28 protein-coding genes are annotated in these 22,037 nt (G+C 35.0%); 11 read left to right on the forward strand and 17 right to left on the reverse strand.

Features of this window, described 5'->3' with window-relative positions; genetic code table 11:
- Positions 1–193: 193 nt before the first annotated feature.
- The 5 genes from ES676_RS12930 (at position 194) to ES676_RS12950 (ending at position 3,987) form a co-directional block, all read left to right on the forward strand.
- A complete protein-coding gene (locus tag ES676_RS12930; protein ID WP_148370748.1) occupies positions 194–1,072 on the forward strand; it encodes a cell division protein FtsX in 879 nt (292 codons plus the stop codon).
- A 338-nt stretch (positions 1,073–1,410) separates the two neighbouring features.
- Positions 1,411–1,668 (forward strand): DUF3098 domain-containing protein, encoded by a 258-nt coding sequence (locus ES676_RS12935; RefSeq protein WP_148370749.1) that lies wholly within the window; start codon positions 1,411–1,413, stop codon positions 1,666–1,668.
- Between the two features lie 32 nt (positions 1,669–1,700).
- Positions 1,701–2,495 (forward strand): undecaprenyl-diphosphate phosphatase, encoded by a 795-nt coding sequence (locus tag ES676_RS12940; RefSeq protein ID WP_148370750.1) that lies wholly within the window; start codon positions 1,701–1,703, stop codon positions 2,493–2,495.
- 1 nt (position 2,496) lies between these two features.
- Positions 2,497–3,192: a tRNA pseudouridine(55) synthase TruB gene (gene truB, locus ES676_RS12945; RefSeq protein ID WP_148370751.1), complete on the forward strand. Its 696-nt coding sequence runs from the start codon at positions 2,497–2,499 to the stop codon at positions 3,190–3,192.
- 78 nt (positions 3,193–3,270) lie between these two features.
- Entirely contained in the window at positions 3,271–3,987 is a 717-nt protein-coding gene (locus ES676_RS12950; protein ID WP_148370752.1) for a TonB family protein, read from the forward strand.
- Between the two features lie 5 nt (positions 3,988–3,992).
- Here the strand turns inward: ES676_RS12950 and ES676_RS12955 are convergent, their stop codons facing one another.
- Positions 3,993–4,610 carry a thioredoxin family protein gene (locus ES676_RS12955; protein WP_148370753.1) on the reverse strand — a complete coding sequence of 206 codons (618 nt, stop codon included), beginning with the start codon at positions 4,608–4,610 and terminating at the stop codon, positions 3,993–3,995.
- A 202-nt stretch (positions 4,611–4,812) separates the two neighbouring features.
- Between ES676_RS12955 and ES676_RS12960 the strand changes: the two genes are divergently transcribed.
- Together ES676_RS12960 and ES676_RS15125 are read left to right on the forward strand one after the other, a co-directional pair.
- Entirely contained in the window at positions 4,813–5,376 is a 564-nt protein-coding gene (locus ES676_RS12960) for a DNA-3-methyladenine glycosylase I (protein ID WP_148370754.1), read from the forward strand.
- Positions 5,377–5,753: 377 nt separating this feature from the next.
- A complete protein-coding gene (locus ES676_RS15125) occupies positions 5,754–5,924 on the forward strand; it encodes a type II toxin-antitoxin system PemK/MazF family toxin (RefSeq protein WP_246130366.1) in 171 nt (56 codons plus the stop codon).
- An 11-nt stretch (positions 5,925–5,935) separates the two neighbouring features.
- On the opposite strand, the gene aat is transcribed toward ES676_RS15125, so the two are convergent.
- The 3 genes from aat to ES676_RS12980 all read right to left on the reverse strand — a co-directional run bounded on the left by aat (position 5,936) and on the right by ES676_RS12980 (position 7,911).
- On the reverse strand, positions 5,936–6,559 hold the full coding sequence (aat, locus tag ES676_RS12970; protein WP_148370755.1) for a leucyl/phenylalanyl-tRNA--protein transferase: 624 nt from the start codon (positions 6,557–6,559) through the stop codon (positions 5,936–5,938).
- Between the two features lie 75 nt (positions 6,560–6,634).
- Positions 6,635–7,009: a DUF3127 domain-containing protein gene (locus ES676_RS12975; protein ID WP_148370756.1), complete on the reverse strand. Its 375-nt coding sequence runs from the start codon at positions 7,007–7,009 to the stop codon at positions 6,635–6,637.
- A 47-nt stretch (positions 7,010–7,056) separates the two neighbouring features.
- The gene (locus ES676_RS12980) at positions 7,057–7,911 is read right to left on the reverse strand and encodes a flavin reductase family protein (RefSeq protein WP_148370757.1); all 855 of its coding nucleotides are present in this window, start codon (positions 7,909–7,911) and stop codon (positions 7,057–7,059) included.
- Between the two features lie 128 nt (positions 7,912–8,039).
- Here ES676_RS12980 and ES676_RS12985 point away from each other — a divergent pair, with 128 nt between their 5' ends.
- On the forward strand, positions 8,040–9,206 hold the full coding sequence (locus tag ES676_RS12985) for a sensor histidine kinase (protein ID WP_148370758.1): 1,167 nt from the start codon (positions 8,040–8,042) through the stop codon (positions 9,204–9,206).
- Between the two features lie 10 nt (positions 9,207–9,216).
- Entirely contained in the window at positions 9,217–9,567 is a 351-nt protein-coding gene (locus tag ES676_RS12990; protein WP_148370759.1) for a hypothetical protein, read from the forward strand.
- Positions 9,568–9,616: 49 nt separating this feature from the next.
- Here the strand turns inward: ES676_RS12990 and ES676_RS12995 are convergent, their stop codons facing one another.
- Together ES676_RS12995 and greA are read right to left on the reverse strand one after the other, a co-directional pair.
- Positions 9,617–10,006, reverse strand: a complete 390-nt coding sequence (locus ES676_RS12995) for an HIT family protein (RefSeq protein ID WP_148370760.1) — start codon at positions 10,004–10,006, stop codon at positions 9,617–9,619.
- A gap of 104 nt (positions 10,007–10,110) precedes the next feature.
- Positions 10,111–10,584, reverse strand: coding sequence for a transcription elongation factor GreA (gene greA / locus ES676_RS13000; protein ID WP_148370761.1), 474 nt, complete (start codon positions 10,582–10,584; stop codon positions 10,111–10,113).
- 181 nt (positions 10,585–10,765) lie between these two features.
- Between greA and ES676_RS13005 the strand changes: the two genes are divergently transcribed.
- Positions 10,766–11,218, forward strand: coding sequence for a hypothetical protein (locus tag ES676_RS13005; protein WP_148370762.1), 453 nt, complete (start codon positions 10,766–10,768; stop codon positions 11,216–11,218).
- Positions 11,219–11,285: 67 nt separating this feature from the next.
- Here ES676_RS13005 and ES676_RS13010 read toward each other — a convergent pair whose 3' ends face one another.
- The 8 genes from ES676_RS13010 to ES676_RS13045 form a co-directional block, all read right to left on the reverse strand.
- A complete protein-coding gene (locus ES676_RS13010) occupies positions 11,286–13,535 on the reverse strand; it encodes a TonB-dependent receptor (protein ID WP_148370763.1) in 2,250 nt (749 codons plus the stop codon).
- A gap of 221 nt (positions 13,536–13,756) precedes the next feature.
- Positions 13,757–14,164, reverse strand: a complete 408-nt coding sequence (gene arfB, locus ES676_RS13015; RefSeq protein WP_148370764.1) for an alternative ribosome rescue aminoacyl-tRNA hydrolase ArfB — start codon at positions 14,162–14,164, stop codon at positions 13,757–13,759.
- Positions 14,164–15,720 (reverse strand): DUF4301 family protein, encoded by a 1,557-nt coding sequence (locus ES676_RS13020; RefSeq protein WP_317130614.1) that lies wholly within the window; start codon positions 15,718–15,720, stop codon positions 14,164–14,166. Before ES676_RS13020 ends, arfB begins: the two co-directional genes overlap by 1 nt.
- Positions 15,717–16,283 carry an AAA family ATPase gene (locus ES676_RS13025; RefSeq protein ID WP_148370765.1) on the reverse strand — a complete coding sequence of 189 codons (567 nt, stop codon included), beginning with the start codon at positions 16,281–16,283 and terminating at the stop codon, positions 15,717–15,719. Before ES676_RS13025 ends, ES676_RS13020 begins: the two co-directional genes overlap by 4 nt.
- Positions 16,244–16,876, reverse strand: coding sequence for a nicotinamide riboside transporter PnuC (gene pnuC / locus ES676_RS13030; RefSeq protein ID WP_148370766.1), 633 nt, complete (start codon positions 16,874–16,876; stop codon positions 16,244–16,246). The genes ES676_RS13025 and pnuC overlap by 40 nt, the downstream gene beginning before the upstream one ends.
- The gene (locus ES676_RS13035; protein WP_148370767.1) at positions 16,860–17,120 is read right to left on the reverse strand and encodes a thiamine-binding protein; all 261 of its coding nucleotides are present in this window, start codon (positions 17,118–17,120) and stop codon (positions 16,860–16,862) included. The genes pnuC and ES676_RS13035 overlap by 17 nt, the downstream gene beginning before the upstream one ends.
- Before the next feature lie 60 nt (positions 17,121–17,180).
- Positions 17,181–17,936 (reverse strand): geranylgeranylglyceryl/heptaprenylglyceryl phosphate synthase, encoded by a 756-nt coding sequence (locus ES676_RS13040; protein ID WP_148370768.1) that lies wholly within the window; start codon positions 17,934–17,936, stop codon positions 17,181–17,183.
- A complete protein-coding gene (locus tag ES676_RS13045) occupies positions 17,937–18,563 on the reverse strand; it encodes a 4'-phosphopantetheinyl transferase family protein (protein WP_148370769.1) in 627 nt (208 codons plus the stop codon).
- Between the two features lie 149 nt (positions 18,564–18,712).
- Here ES676_RS13045 and ahcY point away from each other — a divergent pair, with 149 nt between their 5' ends.
- Positions 18,713–20,029, forward strand: a complete 1,317-nt coding sequence (ahcY, locus tag ES676_RS13050; protein ID WP_148370770.1) for an adenosylhomocysteinase — start codon at positions 18,713–18,715, stop codon at positions 20,027–20,029.
- 602 nt (positions 20,030–20,631) lie between these two features.
- Here ahcY and rpmA read toward each other — a convergent pair.
- The 3 genes from rpmA to ES676_RS13065 all read right to left on the reverse strand — a co-directional run bounded on the left by rpmA (position 20,632) and on the right by ES676_RS13065 (position 22,032).
- Positions 20,632–20,892: a 50S ribosomal protein L27 gene (gene rpmA, locus ES676_RS13055; protein WP_148370771.1), complete on the reverse strand. Its 261-nt coding sequence runs from the start codon at positions 20,890–20,892 to the stop codon at positions 20,632–20,634.
- Between the two features lie 27 nt (positions 20,893–20,919).
- The gene (gene rplU, locus ES676_RS13060) at positions 20,920–21,411 is read right to left on the reverse strand and encodes a 50S ribosomal protein L21 (protein WP_148370772.1); all 492 of its coding nucleotides are present in this window, start codon (positions 21,409–21,411) and stop codon (positions 20,920–20,922) included.
- Positions 21,412–21,486: 75 nt separating this feature from the next.
- Entirely contained in the window at positions 21,487–22,032 is a 546-nt protein-coding gene (locus ES676_RS13065) for a DUF4199 domain-containing protein (RefSeq protein WP_317130827.1), read from the reverse strand.
- Between the last annotated feature and the right edge of the window lie 5 nt (positions 22,033–22,037).

Here is a 22,037-nt window from a genome sequence, read left to right on the forward strand (position 1 = left end):
AGCGTCAAATTTAACAATTACCCACCAAATAGCCTATTAAAAGTGTGTTCAAGTCATAAATCTAAAATGATATGAAATTGTGGTAAATCAATTAAAATCTGTCGGTTCTATAACATTATTAAAAGTTTAAACGTTGTTCGCTATAATAGTGTAAATTCTTTATTATTTTTACGCTGTAAATTACATCCTTTTTATGAGCTCATCGTTTGACAAATATCAAAAACGCCGTTTAATATCGTCTTATTTTTCTGTGGCATTAAGTATTGCTTTAGTCCTGTTTTTAGTGGGGCTTTTAGGACTTTTGGTCTTAAATGCTAAAAAAGTTGCCGACCATTTTAAGGAGCAAGTAACGGTTACTATTTACTTAAAAGACACCGCGAAAGATGTCGAAATTAAGCAGCTCGAAAAGAGTTTAGCAATGGCCGATTACGTGAAATCTACAAATTTTGTATCGAAAGAGCAAGCTGCCGAGTCTATGAAAGCGGAAAGTGGCGAAGATTTTATGGAGTTTTTAGGTATTAACCCCTTAAAAAACTCGATTGATGTGCATTTAAAAGCCGATTTCGTTACCTCTGAAAAATTAGAGATTATTTCTAAAGAAGCACTCTCTAAAAGCTTTGTTGATGAAGTGAATTACGACAATGATTTAGTGAAATTAATGAACGATAACGTTAAAAAAATAAGTTTCTGGATTTTATTAATCAGTGGTATATTTACTTTAATAGCCGTATTATTAATAAACAGCTCGATTCGTTTGGCAGTATATTCTAAACGATTCACTATTAAAACAATGCAAATGGTAGGTGCTACAAAACGTTTTATTCGTCTTCCGTTTATTTGGAGAAGTGTAAAACTAGGAATTATTGGCGCTCTCATTGCCTTGACAGGAATGGGGATTGTATTGTATTATATCGATAAAATGTTCCCAGAATTAGCCTTATTAAGCAATCCTATTCTACTTATTGCGTTATTTGGTTTTGTGTTTGGATTAGGTATAGTAATCACTTGGATTTCTACGTTTTTCGCGACGCAACGTTTCTTAAACCTTAACACCGATAAGCTGTATTATTAGTTTCAACAGCATTTTACGAGTGCCCCGAAATTAATTAAGAGGATGCGTTATTATATTTACGAGACACTAATAGAAATCATTTTAATTATAACGTTACGCCCTCTTATTATTAATCTAAAAACGAAGACTTTTATAACGTGTAACATTTGTTCTTATAGGCGTAATTACCACAGCATTTGCCTATATCTAAAAAAAGGAACAACAAGGAAAACATAAATTATACTGTAAAAAAACTATTCACTTTGCAGTAACCAAAAGTATTAGTTAATTTAGCAACTCTAATTACAGTACGGTATTCTATTTATAGAAGATTGTAGTGTACAGCATTTTTGAATATTATGGCAGAAAAATCAGTTAAAAACAACACGAAAGACTCTAAATTTATATTTGGAAAACGCAATTATAAATTTATGTTTATTGGTTTAATCGCCATTGCCGTAGGATTTATTTTGATGTCTGGCGGAGGAAGCGACGACCCTAATGTATTTAATCCAGAGATCTTTAGTTTTCGACGTATTAGTTTAGCACCAACTTTAGTGCTAATTGGTTTTGGCATTCAGATTTATGCGATACTTTTAAATCCAAATAAAAAGTAAAAGCTCAACTTCACAATAAATACATATATTAAATGGATATTTTCGACTCTATAATTTTAGGAATTATACAGGGGTTAACCGAGTTTTTACCTGTTTCTTCTAGCGGTCATTTAGAGCTTGGAAAAGCTATTCTTGGCGATCAATCTGTGCCAGAAGAAAGTTTACTTTTTACAGTAGTATTACATTTTGCCACGGCCTTAAGTACCATCGTTATTTTTAGAAAAGATATTTTAAGTATTTTAAAAGGCGTTATAAAAATGGAGTGGAATGAAGATATGCAGTTCATTTCTAAAATCGCACTTTCCATGTTACCAGCTGTGTTTGTTGGCTTATTTTTTGAAAAAGAATTAGAATCCCTATTTGGCAGTAACATTTTATTAGTAGGTTCTATGCTAATAGTAACCGCTATATTATTATTTTTAGCAGACAAAGCAAAAGACACCGATAAAAAAGTAACCTTTAAGAATGCTTTTATAATTGGTATATCTCAAGCCATAGCGATGCTCCCTGGAATTTCACGTTCTGGAGCAACGATTTCAACCTCTGTATTATTAGGAAACGATAAAACTAAAGCTGCGCGTTTTTCTTTTTTAATGGTAACCCCATTAATATTTGGAAAAATAGCAAAAGATATTTTAAGCGGAGATCTCACGTATGAAGCTCAAAACTTCACATCATTATCTCTTGGTTTTGTAGCTGCCTTTGTTTCAGGCTTATTTGCTTGTACATGGATGATTTCTTTAGTTAAGAAAAGCAAACTGTCGTATTTTGCTTATTACTGTGTTATTGTTGGTGTTATAGCCATTATTTATTCTTTATTAAATTAATATGTTAACAGAAGAAGATTACAAGTCCGGACAAGTTTTATTAATAGCCAAGCCTTTACAATGGACCTCTTTTCAAGTGGTGAACAAGCTGCGTTGGGAAATCCGTCAAGCCTTTAACATTAAAAAGATAAAGGTTGGTCACGCCGGTACTTTAGATCCTCTAGCGAGTGGATTGTTAGTGATTTGCACCGGAAAAATGACCAAACAGATCGATACGTTTCAAGGACAGACTAAAGAGTACACCGGTACCATTACGTTGGGCGGCACGACACCGTCTTTTGATTTGGAAACCGAAATTAATGAAACCTTTCCTACCCATCATATTACACCAGAATTAATACACGAAACTACAGCACCGTTTATTGGTGAAATCGATCAATTTCCTCCTATTTTTTCGGCTATTAAAAAAGAAGGTAAACGCTTATACGAATACGCTAGAGCCGGAGAAACTGTCGAAGTAAAATCGCGTAAAGTGACTATTGAAGCCTTCGAAATTACGGCTATAAACGGTAATGCCATAGACTTTAGAGTGGTCTGCAGCAAAGGTACTTATATTCGCTCTTTAGCAAACGATTTCGGTAAAGCGTTACAGTCTGGAGGACACCTTTCTGCTTTACGACGGACAAAAATTGGTGATTTCAAAGTGGATAATGCATTGTCTATAGACGATTTTATAGCGCAACTTCCTAAAGAATAACAAACTCCTCACATCTTTTATAGCACATTTCACGTATATTATGTACTTACATACTAATTCGGAGAACGACGTTTTAAATTGAAATTCAACAATTCCCATAAGGCTTTAGCCATCACACTACTTATTGCTGGAAGCTTAGTGCTTTCGGTTATAAATTTGAATATTATAAAATATCAGAAAACGGTTATCGAAACTCTAATCGATATTTCTATGGTCGAACCTATAGAAGAGATTATACCAGATATTGAAACTCAGAAAAAAGAAACAAACAAAGGATTTAATGACGCTGAAAAACCAAAACATTTTAGTCAAGCATATCAGCCTATTGCGCCTCCAAAAGATTACAAACGAAAACCCATAGAACGTAAAGAAGACACTCCTAAAAAACCCGAAACAGAACCAGAACAAAAAGGAACCTCTCACATTCAGCGTGACGAGTTAACGGCTTTTGAAAGTGTAAATGCCATTCTAAAAAAGCAAACCACAAAAAGCAGCCCGGAAAGCGGAACAAAAACCACAAATACCAATAGTACGGTTCGCTATTCCTTAGTAAATAGATCCGATGTGTATTTGCCGATTCCTATTTATTTATGTGAAGAAAAGGGGACTATTATCGTAAATATTACCGTTACAAAAAACGGACGAGTTAAGGAAACCTCCATTAACTCGTCGTCTAATTCTAATAATAAATGTCTTGAAAATAGTGCTTTAGAATACGCCAAAAAAGCACAATTTAATAGGGGTGAAAGGACTGATCAAATTGGCACAATAACTTTTACTTTTGAAGGTAAATAAGCATGTTATTGCATTAAGGCCGCAAGCTCTGCAATTGTAGACTGCCCTTTATCTTTATTATACCACCCTTGCAAATCTTCTTTAAGTTCTGCGGTTATTTCGCCGTGTTTTTCTTTATAATCGGTCACTAACTGTATCGCGCCTATAGGTCTTGGTCCGAAGGTGTTTTTTACGCGTAGTGTTTCTGTATCTACCATAACTAATTTCGGAATAGATTTTCCACCATGTGTTAAAAAGTGATCCATTAATTCTTCGTTTTGATCACGTAGCACAACTTTAAACTCTATAGTATCGTTAAGCTCGGCCACTTTATTCATTACCGGTAATAAATGCGCAGCGTCTCCACACCAACTTTCGGTAAGTACAATCCACGTTTGTTTTGAGCTCAAATTTTTAATTTGAGTTGATATAGGCTCACTAATCTTTAACGTTTTATCCCAACGTTTCATACGCTTGTCGTTTAACATTGTATAATTCGCCATTTCTTCATTTTGTAATTCTCCTGTAGAAGCCTTATCACTCACCAATTGTGCTACTAACTCTCTGTACTTAGTATACGACATCGCGCGCTTTAAACTCTCATTAATTATAGTCGAAATAGCGGCATCTTTTAAAGTTTTCATACTGTTGTTTTTTATACCCACAAAAATACCAAATTACCAACTTCCAAAAGGTGATAAATGTTACCATTGTAAAATAGTTTCAGAATGTTATTTTCGTCGTTTTAAAAAAAATAGCGCTCTGAAATTATAGCTGAGGAATAGTTCCTATATTTACCTAAACCACTTATAAAACAGTAGTTGTAATCACTCTTAATTTTCTATTATGACAAAACACAGATGCGATTGGTGCACTGGCGACGCCCTTTACGAAGCGTACCACGATACAGAATGGGGAAAACCAGTGTACGACGATGCTACTATGTTCGAGTTTTTAATTCTAGAAACTTTTCAAGCGGGATTAAGTTGGGTTACTATTTTGCGCAAACGTGAAAATTTTAGAGCCGCTTTTGATCTCTTTGATTATAAAAAAATAGCGGAATACAATCCACAAAAAATAGAGGCTTTACTAGAAAATAATGGTATTGTGAGAAATAAACTAAAAGTTAAAGCGACCGTTACTAATGCCCAGGCTTTTATGCAAGTTCAAAAAGAGTTTGGAAGTTTTAGCGACTATATTTGGGGGTTTGTAAATAATAAACCCTTAAAAAATACCGTTAACAATTACAAAGAAGCTCCTGCAAACACACCTATTAGTGATGCACTAAGTAAAGATTTAAAAAAACGAGGGTTTAAGTTTGTCGGGAGCACCGTTATTTACGCCCATATGCAAGCCACAGGAATGGTAAATGACCACGAAGTGAACTGTTTTAGATATAACGAAGTCTAACACACTTACCAAACCAATTAATATAATTCGAAAAAACGGGTGATTCCTGAGTTTAATTTTTACTTAAGAAAAAGTATCCTAATATATAGCAGTGCATCTCAACGACCTTTCATCGAAAGGCGAAACAATGTAATTCTAATATACGATGATTTGCATACAGCATCTGTACATTTAAAAGAATGGAATTAAAACGCTATTTCATTGTACTCATAAATCTTGACCCAACAATTGAATTGAATTCAGAAAAACGCGCTCTTCCGTAATAGTATCGCCGAATGAAATTAATAAGTTCTTGAAAACAATTGTGATGACTACTAACTAAAAAAAATACCCTCTAAAATTGAAGTCAGCCACAATAAAAAAAAGGTATGATTACAATGGACAAAATTAGGACAATTGATAAATCGCGAATAATAAAAGCTTTTGATCCCTTATCGAAATCTGAAATACAAAAATGTAACGATATTATTCTAGAAACTTTAGTTGATTACAATTGTAATGGACACAAAATGGCGATAAGCATTGGAGCTAAAACCTCTCTTAATTAGCTCTAAAAAACCTACAAATAAGTTAAAAAAAGATCTCTAGGAATCTCTCTTGCCCCTAACCGCTCCATGTGATTAGTAAAGACTTGACAATCGATTAATTTATAATTGGTATTTTGAATAAAGCTAATAAAGGCCGCTTTACTAGCATTACTTTGTTTAGCGAACATACTTTCACCACAAAACACCCCGTTCCCTAAATCTACACCATACAAGCCGCCAACTAATGTTTCGCCGTTATACACTTCTACCGATTTAGCATAGCCCATTTTATGAAGCTCTACGTACGCTTCAATCATACCGTTAGTAATCCACGTGCCCTCTTGCCCGGCTCTTTTAGCCAAAGCACATTCTGTAATTACCGTTCTAAAATCTTTATTTACGGTAACCTTAAGGTCGCAATTACGCAGAAACTGCTTCATACTTTTAGACACTTTTAATTCCGATGGATACAATACAAACCTAGGATCTGGCGACCACCACAAGACCGGCTGATCGTCTTCAAACCAAGGAAAAAGACCTTTTTGGTAAGCGTCTAGCAAGCGATTGGTTGTTAATTCCAGACTAAAAGCCAATAAGCCATCTTCATTGGCAAGAGAGACGTCGGGAAAACTGTCGTTAGGTTCTAAAAAATACATAGTTGTTTAGTTTAAACAAAAAAAACCTCAGCGATAGACATCATTGAGGTTTTAATATTCTTTTCTAAATAAAATTTAGAATGGTAAATCGTCGTGATCTTCTTCGTTTAAGTTTTTCGCTGGTTCGAAAGCTTGTGCTGGTGGCACTTCTGGTGCTCCTGCTGGTGCAGCACCTTGAGAAGCTTCAATTCTCCAACCTTGTACTGAGTTAAAGTATTTTGTTTCTCCTTGTGGATTAACCCACTCTCTACCACGTAAATTAATATTCACTTTTACATCTTGACCTACTTGGTAGTTGTTTAATAAATCACATTTATCTTGAACAAACTCAACTAAAATATGTTGTGGATATTGCTCCTCAGTTGTTACAACTAACTCTCTCTTTCTAAACCCATTACTTCCAAAAGTTTGCGTTTCTCCTACTAATTTTACTTTTCCTTGTACTTCCATTACTCTATATAATTATTTAAATATTCGTCTCATTTATCTTTGCTTTTTTACGCTAATAGCACGCAAAAAGCATGTTCCACATTACCTTCATTTAAAAACACTTGTGCTTTTTTGTGCTTTTCCTCTAAAGTTAATGTGCTTATATTATGCGCTTTAACAAAGGCTTCAATTATGTGTTGCGGTGGCAATGCTTCCACATTTCCTAGCATTCCTAAATCGTTTCCTGTTAATATACGACTTCCTTTAATACTTTCTGGCAAACCATCAACACCAATTCCTAAGGAAAATAATGGTTTCGGAATTTCGAAAAATCCTGTTTTCGATCGGCTGTAATAACTACCTCCTGCTCTAGATACTAAATCTAATTTATTTTGGTCTATGCCTCCTTCTTCATTTAACACAGCGTCATCAATATGCATTTTAACCACTTCACAAATCACTAAATTTCCTGCTCCGCCTTCTATTCCTAATTTAATAATCTCTTTTACCTTGCACTCCATTTGTACTGGAGATTCGGCCACACGAAAGGGCTTTACCAGATCACTTTTTAACATTGTTAATCCCGCTTTTTCAAACTCGTTAACCCCTTCAGCATATTCTGTACTACTTAACGAAGCTTGGTGTACCAAATTATAATTTACCACATTAATAACCACTTCTTTAGTTAATTCTACATTCTCCAAAGTGTGTTTTGTAGTGTTTCCTCTTACGCGTCGTGCGGGAGAAAAAATTAAAATTGGCGGATTGGCGCTAAACACATTAAAAAAACTAAATGGCGATAAATTTGGATTCCCGTTGTCGTCTATCGTACTTGCAAAGGCAATTGGGCGAGGCGCAACGGCACTTAACAAATAACTATGTAACTTAGGGGTTTCCAATTCTTTAGGTTCGAAAGAAATCATTTTTAAGTATTATTTTTGACAAATGTAACCATTATTGAAACCAACTAAAAATGATTTAAGAACTAGCTGCACAATATTATTAACACATTAACTTTATATACTTTTAAGTATCTTAACACGAAAAACGAATGTTTTACACAAAGCACAGACAGTTAATTCGTTGGGGAATTATATTAATGTCCTTTATTATCATAACACTTATTCTTTGGAATACCTATGTGTTTTTTCAAGAGTTTAAAGAAGAAGAAGCGCAAAAAATGAATGTTTGGGCCACCGCACAAATTGAATTTCAGAAAAGCGCATTGGACGAGGACATTAACCCTGTCATTGACTTAGTTATTACTTCGGAAAACACAAACCCTATGTTTGTAGTGACAAGCGATGGCAAACTGAGTGTAAATAATTTAAAAAAAAGAACGATTAATTCTGAAGAAGATCTCGACACTTTAATCAATGAATTTAAAAATCAGAACCCGCCAATAGATTTAGAATACACAGATCCTAAGACCAAAGAAAAAATAGATTTAGGAAAATTATACTATGGCGATTCTGAAATATTAAGTAAACTAAAATACTATCCGCTCGCGTTATTACTCATTATTGTTCTTTTTGGTACCGTCGTCTATTTGTTTTATAGCAGTACCAAAAATGCCGCTCAAAACAAATTATGGACAGGAATGGCAAAAGAAACGGCGCATCAAATAGGGACCCCTTTATCGTCTTTAATTGGGTGGACTGAAATTTTAAAAATTGAAAATGTAAATCCGGAATACATTATAGAAATTGAAAAAGACATTAGCCGATTGCAAACCATTACCGAGCGTTTTAGTAAAATAGGATCGCTACCAGCACTAAAACAATGTGATATTATTAAGGAAACGCAAGCTACTTACGACTATCTTAAAACGCGCTCTTCTAAACTTATTAACTTCTCGCTTCACGTTCCAGAAACACCCGTTTTTGTACTATTAAACGCACAATTATATAGTTGGACGCTAGAAAACTTGGTTAAAAATGCTATCGATGCTATGCGTGGAAAAGGCGATTTAACCGTTATTGTAGAAGCTAACGAAACGACAGTAAAAATTAAAGTTATAGATATTGGAAAAGGGCTAGCTAAAAGCGAATTTAATACTATTTTTGACCCCGGTTACACTAGTAAAAAAAGAGGTTGGGGATTAGGACTCTCTTTAGCAAAACGTATTATTGAAGATTTCCATAACGGAAAAATAAAAGTAAAACACTCTGAAATAGGTAAAGGAACCACAATGCAAATAACATTAAAGTCGTTATAATATTATCATTATGCCAGAACAATTAGTCACTGTAAAAGAAGTGTTTATTAACAACAATTGCCCTGAATGCTTTAGCAAAGAAGGCTTGCATTTAACGTTTAAACAAAAATTTATAGATACGCGATTTTATAAATCTATAGGCAAGGATATATTTACAGAAATGCATTGCACTATTTGCGAAACACCTATCTACCCGCAACGGTGGACGGAAGATATTGAGCGCGTATACCGCTACCAAAACAAAGCACTTACACCCGAAAAACCATCGACTCAATTAAAGAAATTATCTTGGATTCTAGTTGGATTGGTTATCGGTATTATAATAACTTCCATTGTTTTAACTCTCTATCTAAGGGTTTAAGAACTTCTAAAGCACTATTTAAACACCTTATTACTACGTTTTATTACAACTATAAATTAGATTGAATAGCCAGCGCTAACTCTCCAAATTCTTTTGGAGTTAATTGTGTTTTACTAATAAAGCGCGCATCTTCCATAGTGGTTAACGGAATTAAATGCACGTGTACGTGTGGCACTTCCAATCCAATTACAGACATCCCTATTCGTTTACAATCTATAGTTTTCTTTAAGGCTTGGGCTATTAAACGCGAAAACTGCATTAATCCTGCGTATTCCACTTCATCCAAATCGAAAATTTTATCAATTTCTTTTTTAGGGATACATAGCGTGTGCCCTTTTGCATTAGGATTGACGTCTAAGAAGGCTAAAAAATCCTCGGTTTCTGCGATTTTATAACACGGTAATTCGCCGTTTACAATTTTGGTAAAAATAGATGCCATTTATATTAATTTATGATTTGAATTAAAGGTAAAAAAATAATCCTGCATTATTGCGGTATTTTACAATATATACAGGAGTATAGTTTAGGTCTTGTACTGAAGAATTATCTAGATATTTCGATTATATCAAATTTCATTACGCCATTCGGCACTTGAATTTCGGCTACATCGCCTACTGTCTTTCCTAATAACCCTTTTCCTATTGGAGAGTTTACAGAAATTTTACCAGAAGCTAAATCCGCTTCACCATCGGCAACTAAGGTGTAATTCATTTCCATCCCATTGGTTTGGTTTTTAATTTTCACTTTAGAAAGCACTAATATTTTTGAACTATCCATTTGAGACTCGTCTATAACGCGCGCGCCCGCCATTTGATCTTCTAATTTAGAAATACGCATTTCTAGCATACCTTGAGCTTCTTTTGCTGCATCATACTCTGCATTCTCACTTAAATCACCTTTATCCCTAGCCTCAGCAATGTCTTTTGAAGCCTTAACGCGCTCAACATCTTTTAAACGCCTTAGCTCATCCCTTAATTTTTTTAATCCTTCTGCTGTATAATAAGATACTTTACTCATGATCTTTACGTTTTAAAAATAACTTGACTTTGCTCTACTAAAAAATACCTCAAAAGCAAGTTTTGAGGTATCGCAAAAAAAATCCCGCATATTACGAGATTGTAAAGCAAATATACAAAATATTTAATTCAGTTTACTCATTTGTTGTAAATTGCAAAACTTATAAAAGCGAGATTAACTTATGAAAAAAATACTTTCAATTATATCCATATTAGCCATTACCCTTTCCTCTTGTAATAAAAATGACGACGATGGTATTACGGGCAACCCTAATATCCCGAATGCGGTTTTTGATACTCAGGGGTTAATTAACACGAACTTACCACAATTTAATCAAATGCAATTTCCAGGAAACTATGTGGTGCTTAGTAGTAATTATGGTATTAACGGTGTAGTGGTCTTTTTTTCTGGTGGGGAGCAATATGACGCGTTCGAGCTTAGCGACCCCAACCACCAATTAAACTCGTGTTCGTTATTAACGGTCGATGGTATTTTCGCGACGTGTAGTTGCGACGACGGTAACGCTTATAATATTATTACAGGATCACCAAAACAAGGCACTTCTGGGCAATATGGTTTAACGCGTTATTTTGTAGAAGCGAATGGCAACACAATTCGGGTGTATAATAACTAAAAAAGCCCCCTTTTTTTGAAGGCGGCCTTTTTATAATTTACAAACTGTAATCAACACTGTTTTTAGACTAAAACTTTAGAGTCATTCCCAATAAAAAGTTTGTTGTCGCTTGTGGATAGTAGAAATTTTCTGTGATGGCTTCATCTCCAGAATTTTCTGGCCTGTAGAAATAACTATAGGTATACCCGTTAGACACATACTCTGAATTGAAAATATTATTCACCAAAAGATTAAAAGACACTTCCTTAATCCAATTTGGGTGTATTTTATAAGACGCATTAATATTATTCACAAAATAAGCATCGATACTTTTTGATGCGCTAGAGGTATTATCTAAATACTGTTTACCGACATACTTAGATATAAAACTCAAATTGAGGTCTTCTAAAAGACTATAAGTGACTGTTCCGCCGGCAATAATTTCTGGAGAGAACGAAATATCGGTATCTTTATACTCGGTAACTACAGGAGAATAAGACACGGTATTGAAAGTATTAGGATCGTATTGTGTATCGTAAACGGTATAATGAAATGTGTCTATTTTATTTTTACTAAAAGTTGCATTGGCGTCAATTCTAAGCTTATCTGAAGCCTTATACCCCAATTGCAGCTCTATTCCGGCGCGGTAACTATCGGCAACATTTTCGCGAATAGCATCTCCAGCATTATCTAAATCGCCAGTTAATACCAATTGGTCTTTATACGACATATAATACAAGTTGGCAGTAGCAGAAAACGCAGATGTACGGTGTTTAAATCCAAACTCAAAATCGTTTAAACGCTCTGCTTTTGGAGTGACTGGGTTTTTAGTTAAATCGTCTCTGTTTGGCTCTCTATTAGCCACAGCAAACGAACCGTAAACACTATTGTAATTATCTATTTTATAAGACAATCCCAGTTTTGGATTGAAAAAACTATAGTCCTTTTCGACATCAATTGGTTCTAAATCTGAACTTAAACCTGTCGAGTTATAGTGCACCGCCCGATACTGCACATCGGCAAACGCAAATAATTTAGAAGTTAAATCGTACTCGGCCTTTAAATACGTACTGTAATCTTTCTTTTCACCAACACTGGTGTAGTACTTGTTTCTAATAGGCACTTCAGACGCAAAAGAATCCCAAATAATTTCCCCGTAATGATCCCCTTTATAGGTATTATAACCACCGCCCAAATATAAGTTTAACTGATCTCTTTTATAATTTAAGGAATAGACGATCGCAGTAAAATCGTTATCTAACCAACGCCGTCTTATGACATCTCCTTCCTCTGATACATTGGAATTTCCTGGAAAATAATCGCCCAATTCTTCATTGTCTTTAAACTGTTCGAAATACCCTGCTCCCTTGGTAAAATTCCCCGATAAGTTTGCTGAAAAGCGCGAAGAAAATTGATGCGTTCCGTGCAATTGATAATGTGTTTGCTTATAATTATCGGTCTGATTATCGTAAGTATAAGAATTATAAGTACGTCCCGCATTTAACAAATTATCCGCCTCAGCGTCTGAAGAATAATTTCTATCAATAAATGTTTGAATCCCCTCCAAATCGCCATTTACGACCGCTTCCGGAGCTCCGTTCCAAGATTGATATGTTTGCTGATCGCCACCAAAAACCAATGCTTTAATTTGTGTTTTATCGGTGATATAACCTGCTTCCGTATAAAATGATTTTAAATCGGATGCTGCACGATCGATATAGCCATCACTTTGAATTTTAGAAAGTCTCGCCTCGGCATAAAAGTTGTTTTTTATTCCTGAACCCACACTTAGATTGTGTTTTCTTGTCCCGTAAGATCCCACAGTATTGGTTGTATTAGCGTAACCTTCAGTTGATGGATTTAGTGTTTTTAAATTTAAACTGGCTCCAAAAGCTCCCGATCCGTTTGACGATGTTCCAACACCACGTTGTAATTGGATATCTTCAACAGAAGACACAAAATCGGGCATATTAACCCAAAAGGTACCTTGACTTTCAGAATCGTTATAAGGAATTCCATTAATAGTCACATTTACACGTGTGGCATCGGTTCCACGCACACGAATTCCTGTATAACCTACACCAGAACCCGCATCGCTAGTGGTTACTACCGAGGGTAATTGATCTAATAAAATGGGTAAATCCTGACCCAGGTTAGACGATTCTAACTCCTCTTTTGTAATATTTGTAAAGGCTACCGGAGTTTTGTCTTTCGCTCGTGTAGACGAGAGTAAGACTTCATCTAAAGTTTCAATTTTAGTAGAATCTTGTGGTTTTTCTTGTGCCGTTGCACAAAGTGATAAAACAAGAAATGAGACAAAAAGACATTGTTTTTTCATTACGATTAAAACTTAATCGAATAAAAAGAGGTTATTATTCTATATTAATTACTATTAGTTTTTATAAATAAACCACCCATTTATCTATATTAAAAATCCCTAAACAGCATTACCTGTTCTAGGTTCGTTGGGTATGATCTCAGCCGATATAGGCACCCCTTTTTTGAGAACGCTGCAAATATACTATCGATTTTTTGATTTCGAATGCCTATTCTTAAAATTTAATCTAAATCAGGTTTTTTACGATTACTTTTTACCGTCGAGCGCCGACTTTTATTTTTCAAGCGTTTTTTTATAACAGATTTTGGCGTTTTTGTCCGTATGCGTTTTTTTCTAATAACTAAAGCATCTTGTAAAAGCTGAAGTGCGCGTTTTATGACCAACGCTTTATTTTTATGCTGACTTCTAGTCTCTTCACATTGTAAAATTAAAGCGTTGTCTTTGGTTAATCGTTTCGATAACCGCAGCAGCAAACGCTCTTTTTGTCGTTCGCGAAACACAGAAGACGCGTTTAAATAAAAGGTAAGTTCCACTTTCGACGCCGTTTTATTAACGTGCTGTCCTCCACTTCCAGAGCTTCTTATTGCTTTGAATTGGCATTCTTTAATAAAGGCATCAGCATTAAACATTACACCACTTGATGTTTAATTTTTAATAAATCATTTACCGTCTTAACCGGATTAAAAGTATCGGTAGGTACTTCTACAAAAATAGTGTTCCAATTCGACATCCCCCCATTCCAAAGCCCTGGTAATTCCAAAGCTTTCAGTGCTTTTCCTAGATGTGTTTTTGGCGTTATAAAAGCGGCTTTATGATCTACAAATTTAGATAAATCGAACGTTTCTCCTTTGTAATCTTTTATTCCGCACACAATATCTACCGGGTTAAAATGTGTTGCATTTTTTAAAATTAAGAGTTGCTGCTTATTCTCCTTGTCAATTTGAGAAGACTCGACAATTTGCAATGACAGATGACCGCCTTCATCTTTCACCCAAAACGGACCACCACCAGGTTCTCCCTCATTTTTAACCATTCCACAAACACGAATTGGTCGGTTTAGTTTAGTTTCTAAATATTCAATTTGATATTTCAAGGAATACTTTTCAAACTCTGAAGAAATAATAACATTCAATTTACGCTGCAAAAACCTAGCAATTTCTATAACACGTTGTTCTGAAAGGGTTTCATTTTTTAACTCTTTTAAATAACTAAAGGCTTGTTTTTGCGTCTCAAGTAAAACACCGGCAAGTACTTTTTTGTTCTCGGCGACTTCATCCACAAACCGACAAACAACGACATTATCTATATTTTTTATAAACATTAAATCCCCTTCAAAATCATTTAAATTAGACAATAAGGCACCGTGACCAGAGGGCCTAAAACACAACGATCCGTCAACGTCTAAAAACGGTTTGTTATCTGGCGTCACCGCGATCGTATCGGTGGTTTCATTTTGATAAGAAAAGGAAATAGTAAAAGTTGTTTTGGTCTTGTTTTCTACATAGTTTTGAATACGTTTAAATTCTTTTTCAAAAATAGATTTATGCGCTTTTGAAATTGTAAAATGAAGTTTCGCCACGTTATTTGATGCTGCATACGCCGCCGCTTCGTATAGATGCTCCTCGAAAGCCGTTGCTATACTAGTCTTATACTTATGAAATGGCAACAATCCCTTAGGATAAAAACTATAGTTAAGCTTGTCTGCATCCAACAACGTTTTAATTAGGAGCACCCTTTTTTCGTCGCTCGACAAGTCGCTAAAATTGCAATGCAACGCTTTTGTTTCGTCTAATAATAATTTATAAAATGAAAATTTTTCTAAACCAACAAAAAACAATGGTAACTCGGTTGCATTATTCTTATTTAAAAAAGAATTTACACTTTCCTTTTTAGGGTTATAGGACTCTAAAAATTCGAATAAAAACTTAAACATTCGTGTTGCTGCTCCCGAAGCTGGTACAAATTTTACAATATCTAAATCGTCTTTATGTGACATATAATAGTCTGAAAAGAACGTTTTTTCTTTACTAGACAAACTTAAAATACCATTACCTATTGAAGCTGCCGATTTTAAAAACATAAATGGAAGTCCCGCTTTAAATAACTCTAACTGTTTATTAACTGCTTGTACTGAAAGCCCTTTATTTTCAATCTCTTTCGTGTGTTTTATAGAAAAACTCATCATCTCTTTGCTATTAATGTATCGATATGCTCAATGGCGGTTTCTAAACGAATCGCCCAATCCCCTTTAAGCAAAACGTACTGTTTATTATATTTTTTCAAAGCATTTTCAAACGCTTCAAACATAGCGACTCTTTCCTTAGGTTTGTCGCGTAAATCATCTTTTTCCCAAGGCGTATCAATATAAGTTAAAAAATAAAGATCGTAAGTATTTTGCAAGGCATATTTTTCTAAAATAGGATCGCATGTTCCAGAATAATACGCTTCAGAATACACTTTTGTTTCCAATAAATCGGTATCGCAGATAAGCACATTATTTGCTTTTTTAGCATATGTATTCTCCAGTTTCATTTGCCCTTTTGCTATGGGCAATAAATCTTTTGGTTCACAGATTTTTCGTTCGATATCCCACTTTTTCTGAAGATAATCTCTCGCAAATTCTTCCACCCAAACGGTATTATAATGTGCTGCTAATTGCTTAGAAAGCGTTGTTTTCCCAGTCGATTCTGGCCCAAAGAGCACAACCTTTATGCAACTTGAAGGTTCTTGTTTATAATCTTTTTCCATGCTAAAAATCCGTATACAGCTAAGACTGTAAAGCCTATATATTGCATACTAGTAAAAGTTAATCCTTTATAAAAATAGAGCGGTATCGAAATTAAATCTCCTACAATCCAAAAGATCCAATTCTCAACTTTTCGTTTGGCCATAAGCCACATTCCGACAAAAAATATTGCTGTTGTAATGGTATCGACATACGCCGTCCAGCTCGTCCACTTATCGAATATTTCATAGACATAATAAACGAAACCCAACGTCATACAAAAAATAATTACACTTATCCATTTCTCTTTGGTGGTGGTGTACGTAATGGGCGTAAAGTGGTCGGTATCGACTTTTCGAGTCCATACATACCAGCCATAAATACTCACAACAAAATAGTAGGCGTTAATCATCATATCGCCTAAAAGCGTCCATTTGTATAATAAATACACAAAAATCGCCGTACTTATTAATCCTGTTGGGAACACCCCTATTTTATTTTCCTTAGAAAACCAAACAGAGAGCACACCAAACACAACAGCTACGATTTCCAGAATAATGTCTAGGGTATCGTAACCAGAATATTGCTCGAATAAGAGATTAAAAATGTGGTTCATAATCGCGTCTGTCTGACTTTACAATTTTTATAAATATCACGCCATTATCGAGCATCTCGAAAACATTTTTAATTTCGGCCGTTAGCAACGCCATCACCTCATAATAGTCACCATACACCTGGGTACTCAATGGGTTTTCTAGAACTCTTAATCCTGAAGCACGTAACGTTTTAATAAAGCTAATAATTGCGGGTTCGTAATTATCGTGTAATGGTGTTAATGTTAATTCTACTGATATTTCCATAGGTATGCAAGCTCTAAAAATTGAACTGTTTTTATGTTAAAATACTATTATTATTTTTATTTATCTGGCTTTTAAAAACCGCCCAGAAATGCTGTAACTCTCTAACTCTTCAAAGAAGGAATTATTGTTTTCAAAAGCGGTACCAATAACGACTAAATCTGCTCCTGCAGCATAAGCGTCATCTAGTTGTTGTTTAGAACGAATGCCACCACCAACAATTAGAGGGATATTAAGATCATTTTTCACACCTTTAATCACGTGACCTGAAACCGGATTTACCGCTCCACTACCCGCTTCTAAATATATTAATTGCAGACCTAGCAATTCGCCTGCCTTGGCAGTATCGGTAATGGTGTGTTTACAGTTTTTTAGAGGCTGCGTTTTCGTTACGCGCTGTACGGCTGTTTCTGCCCCACTTTCTATAAGTAAATATCCCGTAGGAATAATTTCTAGGTTACTATTGCGCAGCAATCGCGCTGCTTTTACGTGTTTACCAATCAAAAAATCGGGGTTGTCGCCAGAAATTAACGACAAAAATAAAACGGCATCTGCCGCTTCGGTAATTTGTGTAACATCGCCGGGAAATAAGACTAAAGGTAAATCTGTGAGTCTTTTAAGCGCTAAAACTAGCGTTTCTGTGCGCTGGGCTTCAACGGTGCTTCCGCCAATAAAAATATGTGTAATTACCGATGCCTTTATCAATGTAATAAAATCCGGTAAAGCTTCAATATTCTGCTTATCGGGATCTATTAAAATAGCAAGAAGTTTTTTATTTATAACTACCGATGCTTTTATATGTTCGAGAACGTGTTTCATCTATCCTAAGGCATAAGCGCACGTAAATCCTTCAAACTCTAAAAACTTAGTAGTATATCTTTTTTTAAGTCCGTTATAATCTATCCAAGCTACGGTTTCTAGATCGGTCATACAAAACGGAATGACAAAAAAGTGCTTTTTAAATAGCATTCCTGGAGTCGCAAAAAGCTTATATAACGACTCTTTCGCTCCCCAAATAACGGTTAGCCTATTAATATAATCGGTATCGTCGTCTTTGAGGTATTCAAATTCATATTCTACAAATTTAGAGGCTATTTTTATAATCTTTTCACGCTGTTTTTCGATGTCTATTCCCACTTCATTTTCACTAATAATGACGGCCGAAAACGTAAAAGAATGTGTAATAGAAATGTATTTCCCATCCTTTAAATGTGGCTTACCATTGGCGTCATAAAATAAGTCGGCATCGGTATATCCAAACGCTGCCAATAAGTGTCTTACGCTTAAAAATCCACGTTGATGCAATTCACTTTTCATTCCAGATAAGCGCAATGCACTCTCTGATCTTAAGGTAATTGGCGCCAGTAATTCACTGTAAGACTCTTCAATTTTCCAGATTTTAACAGTAGTTTGTGAATTTTCAGTAATGGTTTTATAAAGAGGCATTTAATATTCTGAATGTTATTGATTATCTTTGCAGTCTGAAATTTTATTGTAAATATGGCCTAAAGGCTACTTTCCAGTTTTGGTTGACGAATTTAAGCTATTTTAAGTTTAACCCAAAGTTGCGAAGCTAATAAAACTTAAAACACATTATGAGTACAAAAACAATTGCTTATGTTCCTAACAAAGTTAAAGATATGTCTTTAGCCGATTGGGGAAGAAAAGAAATAGAATTAGCCGAAGCAGAAATGCCAGGTTTAATGAGCTTACGCGAAGAATACAAAAACTCACAACCCTTAAAAGGAGCACGTATTGCAGGTTGTTTACACATGACCATTCAAACGGCTGTTTTAATTGAAACATTACAATCTTTAGGCGCTCAAGTTACGTGGAGTTCTTGTAATATTTTCTCTACTCAAGATCAAGCGGCTGCCGCTATTGCACAAACAGGAACTGCTGTTTATGCTTGGAAAGATATGACAGAAGAAGAATTTGAATGGTGTATCGAGCAAACCTTGTTTTTTGGAGAGGACAGACAGCCCCTAAACATGATTCTTGATGATGGTGGAGATTTAACAAATATGGTTTTAGATAAATATCCTGAATTAGCAGCAGGAATTAACGGTTTATCTGAAGAAACTACTACCGGAGTACACCGTTTATACGAACGTGTAAAAGCAGGGACATTACCAATGCCAGCTATTAACGTTAACGATAGTGTAACAAAATCTAAATTCGATAATAAATACGGATGTCGCGAAAGTGCCGTAGATGCAGTACGTCGTGCCACCGATATTATGTTAGCTGGTAAACGTGTTATCGTTTGTGGTTACGGTGATGTTGGTAAAGGTACAGCCGCTTCTTTTAAAGGCGCCGGAAGTATTGTTACCGTTACAGAAATAGACCCTATCTGTGCGCTACAAGCAGCAATGGACGGTTTTGAGGTTAAAAAACTAGAAACAGTTATAAAAACGGCCGATATCATTATTACAACGACTGGAAATAAAGACATTGTACGTGGTGAGCACTTTAAGGCAATGAAAGATAAAACCATCGTTTGTAACATTGGGCATTTCGATAACGAAATTCAAGTATCTTGGTTAAACGATAACTATGGTGATACTAAAAACACGATTAAACCACAAGTTGATAAATATACAATAGACGGAAAAGATATTATTTTATTAGCCGAAGGTCGTTTAGTAAACCTAGGCTGTGCAACAGGTCACCCAAGTTTTGTAATGAGTAACTCATTCACAAACCAAACCTTAGCGCAGATTGAATTATGGACTAACAGAGACGCTTACGAAAACCAAGTGTATATGTTACCTAAGTATTTAGACGAAAAAGTAGCCAAATTACACTTAGCAAAAATAGGTGTTGAGCTTACCGAATTAGAGCAATACCAAGCAGAATATATTGGTGTAAAAGTTGAAGGTCCTTTCAAACCTGAATACTACAGATACTAAAAAAGACCGCCAGCACTTCTATACTATAGGTCGCTGCGTTTATAAAATTATATTAAATCCCATACAGTTATGTTTGGGATTTTTTTTGTACGTTACCACAAGGGTCGGGCTTTCCACAGTCGCTTTGTTGCGTTGCATAGGCGCAACAACACAAAAAGAGCTCCGACAAATGCTACAATCCCTAACGCAGGTTAGCGAGTAACAGCACTTCCGAACAGTAAAAAGACATATAACTCCCTATTCAGGGCTCATCCCTAAAGATTGTGTTTTGGGAAGTCTATGTACTGGGCAAGTACAGCAACCTAAAGCTTAGAGTTGTATAAAAAAATAGATTTATAAAGTAATAAAGTTGTCTCCTCAAGCACAGTCGAGAGGTACTTACGAACTGATAAATAAAAAAATTGCAATCCTAAAATCCCACAACTTTTGGAATTGATCCAGTTTTATCGGTCGCAAGAATTAGATAGGCTTATCTATTCTATCGATCTCAAAATTAAAACGACTACACACACCGCTTTTGCGAATGATCCCCGATTATTACGCACAAAAAAAACGCCTTTTCAATTAAGAAAAGGCGTTTAATACATTTAAAAGAAAAATTTCTAAGCTTCGAAAGGCTCAATAGAGATGTAAGATTTATCATCTTTTTTCTTTGTAAATTTTACTAGACCATCTACTCTAGCGTGTAAAGTATGATCTTTTCCTTGGTATACATTTTCACCTGGGTGATGCGTGTTACCACGTTGTCTTATGATAATGTTTCCAGCAATAGCAGCTTGTCCACCAAAAATCTTAACACCTAAACGTTTCGATTCTGATTCTCTACCATTTTTAGAACTACCAACTCCTTTTTTGTGAGCCATTGTCTTAAGGTTTTATAAAGTTAATAATTAGCTTAATGCAGCAATTAATTCAGCTTTCTTCATAGAAGAGTATCCTGAAATTTCTTTCGCCTTAGCCATATCTCTTAATTCAGCAACGGTTAAGTTACTTAAATCATCGTTTGCATCTGCTTTCGCTTCAACTTTAGATTCAGCTTTGGTTTCTTTTTTTGGAGCAGCTTTTGCTCCCGAAGTTAAAATATCTCCAATAATAATTTCAGAAATGGCTTGTCTGTGACCGTTTTTCTTTCGGTAACCTTTTCTTCTTTTCTTTTTGAAAACAATAACTTTATCACCCTGAAGGTGACTTAAGACTTTTGCACTTACTTGTGCTCCGCCTATAGCTGGGGCGCCTAGAGTTATATTGTCACCATCTGCAATTAAAAGAACTTTATCGAAAGATATCTCTTTCCCTTCTTCTACTGCTAAACGATTAACGTAAACTTTTTGGTCTTTTACAACTTTAAATTGATGCCCTGCTATCTCTACAATTGCGTACATAGCGTAACGTTTTTATTTAATTAAATTGATAAAATGAGTGCAAATATAACTCTAATTAATTAATCTACAAGCATTTTATACATTTTGCGCAACATTATTACTGTTTTTAAATAATTGCATACACGTTAATGTTAAAACAACAGTTGTTGCAAAACCCATTATTGCGACAACAAAAGCCACTAAACCAACGCCTACTCTGTAATCGCCTTTAAACACATTTAGCAATTTTTCTAAAAACAAAGGGTCGATTTCGGTGGCGTAAAACAAGAAAAAAACTGTAAACAATAGTGTTGCAATAAACCCAGAAACTAGTCCAACAGTAAAACCTCCTGTATATGTAAAGTTTTTACCCTGCTCTAACTTGTAATATCGTATGGTTTCATAAATACCAAAACCGGTAATCACACCATTTAGTAAACTAAACATTGGTTTTGTGTGCAAGCCAAACAAAGACAAAATTAAAAAGAACGCAACTAATAAGGCACTAATTATTATTCCAAATCTAACTGGTAAAGCTATTTTTCTCATTATGTGTATATATATTTTTTTGTATTTCCATAAAGTTCGGGAAATAAATTGATTTATTGGGCATAACTCATTATTTTTTAACGAATAAACCATTTAAA

This window comes from Bizionia saleffrena (genome assembly GCF_008086175.1).
GTDB classification, from domain to species: Bacteria; Bacteroidota; Bacteroidia; order Flavobacteriales; family Flavobacteriaceae; genus Bizionia; species Bizionia saleffrena.

Coding starts and splice junctions, on each gene's coding strand:
- ES676_RS15125 (WP_246130366.1), top strand. CDS start 5,754: ATGGACAAAATTAGGACAATTGATAAATCGCGAATAATAAAAGCTTTT.
- aat (WP_148370755.1), bottom strand. CDS start 6,559: ATGTATTTTTTAGAACCTAACGACAGTTTTCCCGACGTCTCTCTTGCC.
- ES676_RS13045 (WP_148370769.1), bottom strand. CDS start 18,563: ATGCCTCTTTATAAAACCATTACTGAAAATTCACAAACTACTGTTAAA.
- ES676_RS12990 (WP_148370759.1), top strand. CDS start 9,217: ATGCCAGAACAATTAGTCACTGTAAAAGAAGTGTTTATTAACAACAAT.
- arfB (WP_148370764.1), bottom strand. CDS start 14,164: ATGTTTAATGCTGATGCCTTTATTAAAGAATGCCAATTCAAAGCAATA.
- rplU (WP_148370772.1), bottom strand. CDS start 21,411: ATGTACGCAATTGTAGAGATAGCAGGGCATCAATTTAAAGTTGTAAAA.
- ES676_RS12995 (WP_148370760.1), bottom strand. CDS start 10,006: ATGGCATCTATTTTTACCAAAATTGTAAACGGCGAATTACCGTGTTAT.
- ES676_RS13025 (WP_148370765.1), bottom strand. CDS start 16,283: ATGGAAAAAGATTATAAACAAGAACCTTCAAGTTGCATAAAGGTTGTG.
- ES676_RS13035 (WP_148370767.1), bottom strand. CDS start 17,120: ATGGAAATATCAGTAGAATTAACATTAACACCATTACACGATAATTAC.
- ES676_RS13040 (WP_148370768.1), bottom strand. CDS start 17,936: ATGAAACACGTTCTCGAACATATAAAAGCATCGGTAGTTATAAATAAA.
- ES676_RS12985 (WP_148370758.1), top strand. CDS start 8,040: ATGTTTTACACAAAGCACAGACAGTTAATTCGTTGGGGAATTATATTA.
- truB (WP_148370751.1), top strand. CDS start 2,497: ATGTTAACAGAAGAAGATTACAAGTCCGGACAAGTTTTATTAATAGCC.
- ES676_RS13005 (WP_148370762.1), top strand. CDS start 10,766: ATGAAAAAAATACTTTCAATTATATCCATATTAGCCATTACCCTTTCC.
- ES676_RS12960 (WP_148370754.1), top strand. CDS start 4,813: ATGACAAAACACAGATGCGATTGGTGCACTGGCGACGCCCTTTACGAA.
- ES676_RS13065 (WP_317130827.1), bottom strand. CDS start 22,032: ATGGTTTATTCGTTAAAAAATAATGAGTTATGCCCAATAAATCAATTT.
- ES676_RS12975 (WP_148370756.1), bottom strand. CDS start 7,009: ATGGAAGTACAAGGAAAAGTAAAATTAGTAGGAGAAACGCAAACTTTT.
- ES676_RS12935 (WP_148370749.1), top strand. CDS start 1,411: ATGGCAGAAAAATCAGTTAAAAACAACACGAAAGACTCTAAATTTATA.
- ES676_RS12940 (WP_148370750.1), top strand. CDS start 1,701: ATGGATATTTTCGACTCTATAATTTTAGGAATTATACAGGGGTTAACC.
- ES676_RS12955 (WP_148370753.1), bottom strand. CDS start 4,610: ATGAAAACTTTAAAAGATGCCGCTATTTCGACTATAATTAATGAGAGT.
- ES676_RS13010 (WP_148370763.1), bottom strand. CDS start 13,535: ATGAAAAAACAATGTCTTTTTGTCTCATTTCTTGTTTTATCACTTTGT.
- ahcY (WP_148370770.1), top strand. CDS start 18,713: ATGAGTACAAAAACAATTGCTTATGTTCCTAACAAAGTTAAAGATATG.
- ES676_RS12930 (WP_148370748.1), top strand. CDS start 194: ATGAGCTCATCGTTTGACAAATATCAAAAACGCCGTTTAATATCGTCT.
- pnuC (WP_148370766.1), bottom strand. CDS start 16,876: ATGAACCACATTTTTAATCTCTTATTCGAGCAATATTCTGGTTACGAT.
- rpmA (WP_148370771.1), bottom strand. CDS start 20,892: ATGGCTCACAAAAAAGGAGTTGGTAGTTCTAAAAATGGTAGAGAATCA.
- greA (WP_148370761.1), bottom strand. CDS start 10,584: ATGAGTAAAGTATCTTATTATACAGCAGAAGGATTAAAAAAATTAAGG.
- ES676_RS12980 (WP_148370757.1), bottom strand. CDS start 7,911: ATGATTTCTTTCGAACCTAAAGAATTGGAAACCCCTAAGTTACATAGT.
- ES676_RS13020 (WP_317130614.1), bottom strand. CDS start 15,720: ATGATGAGTTTTTCTATAAAACACACGAAAGAGATTGAAAATAAAGGG.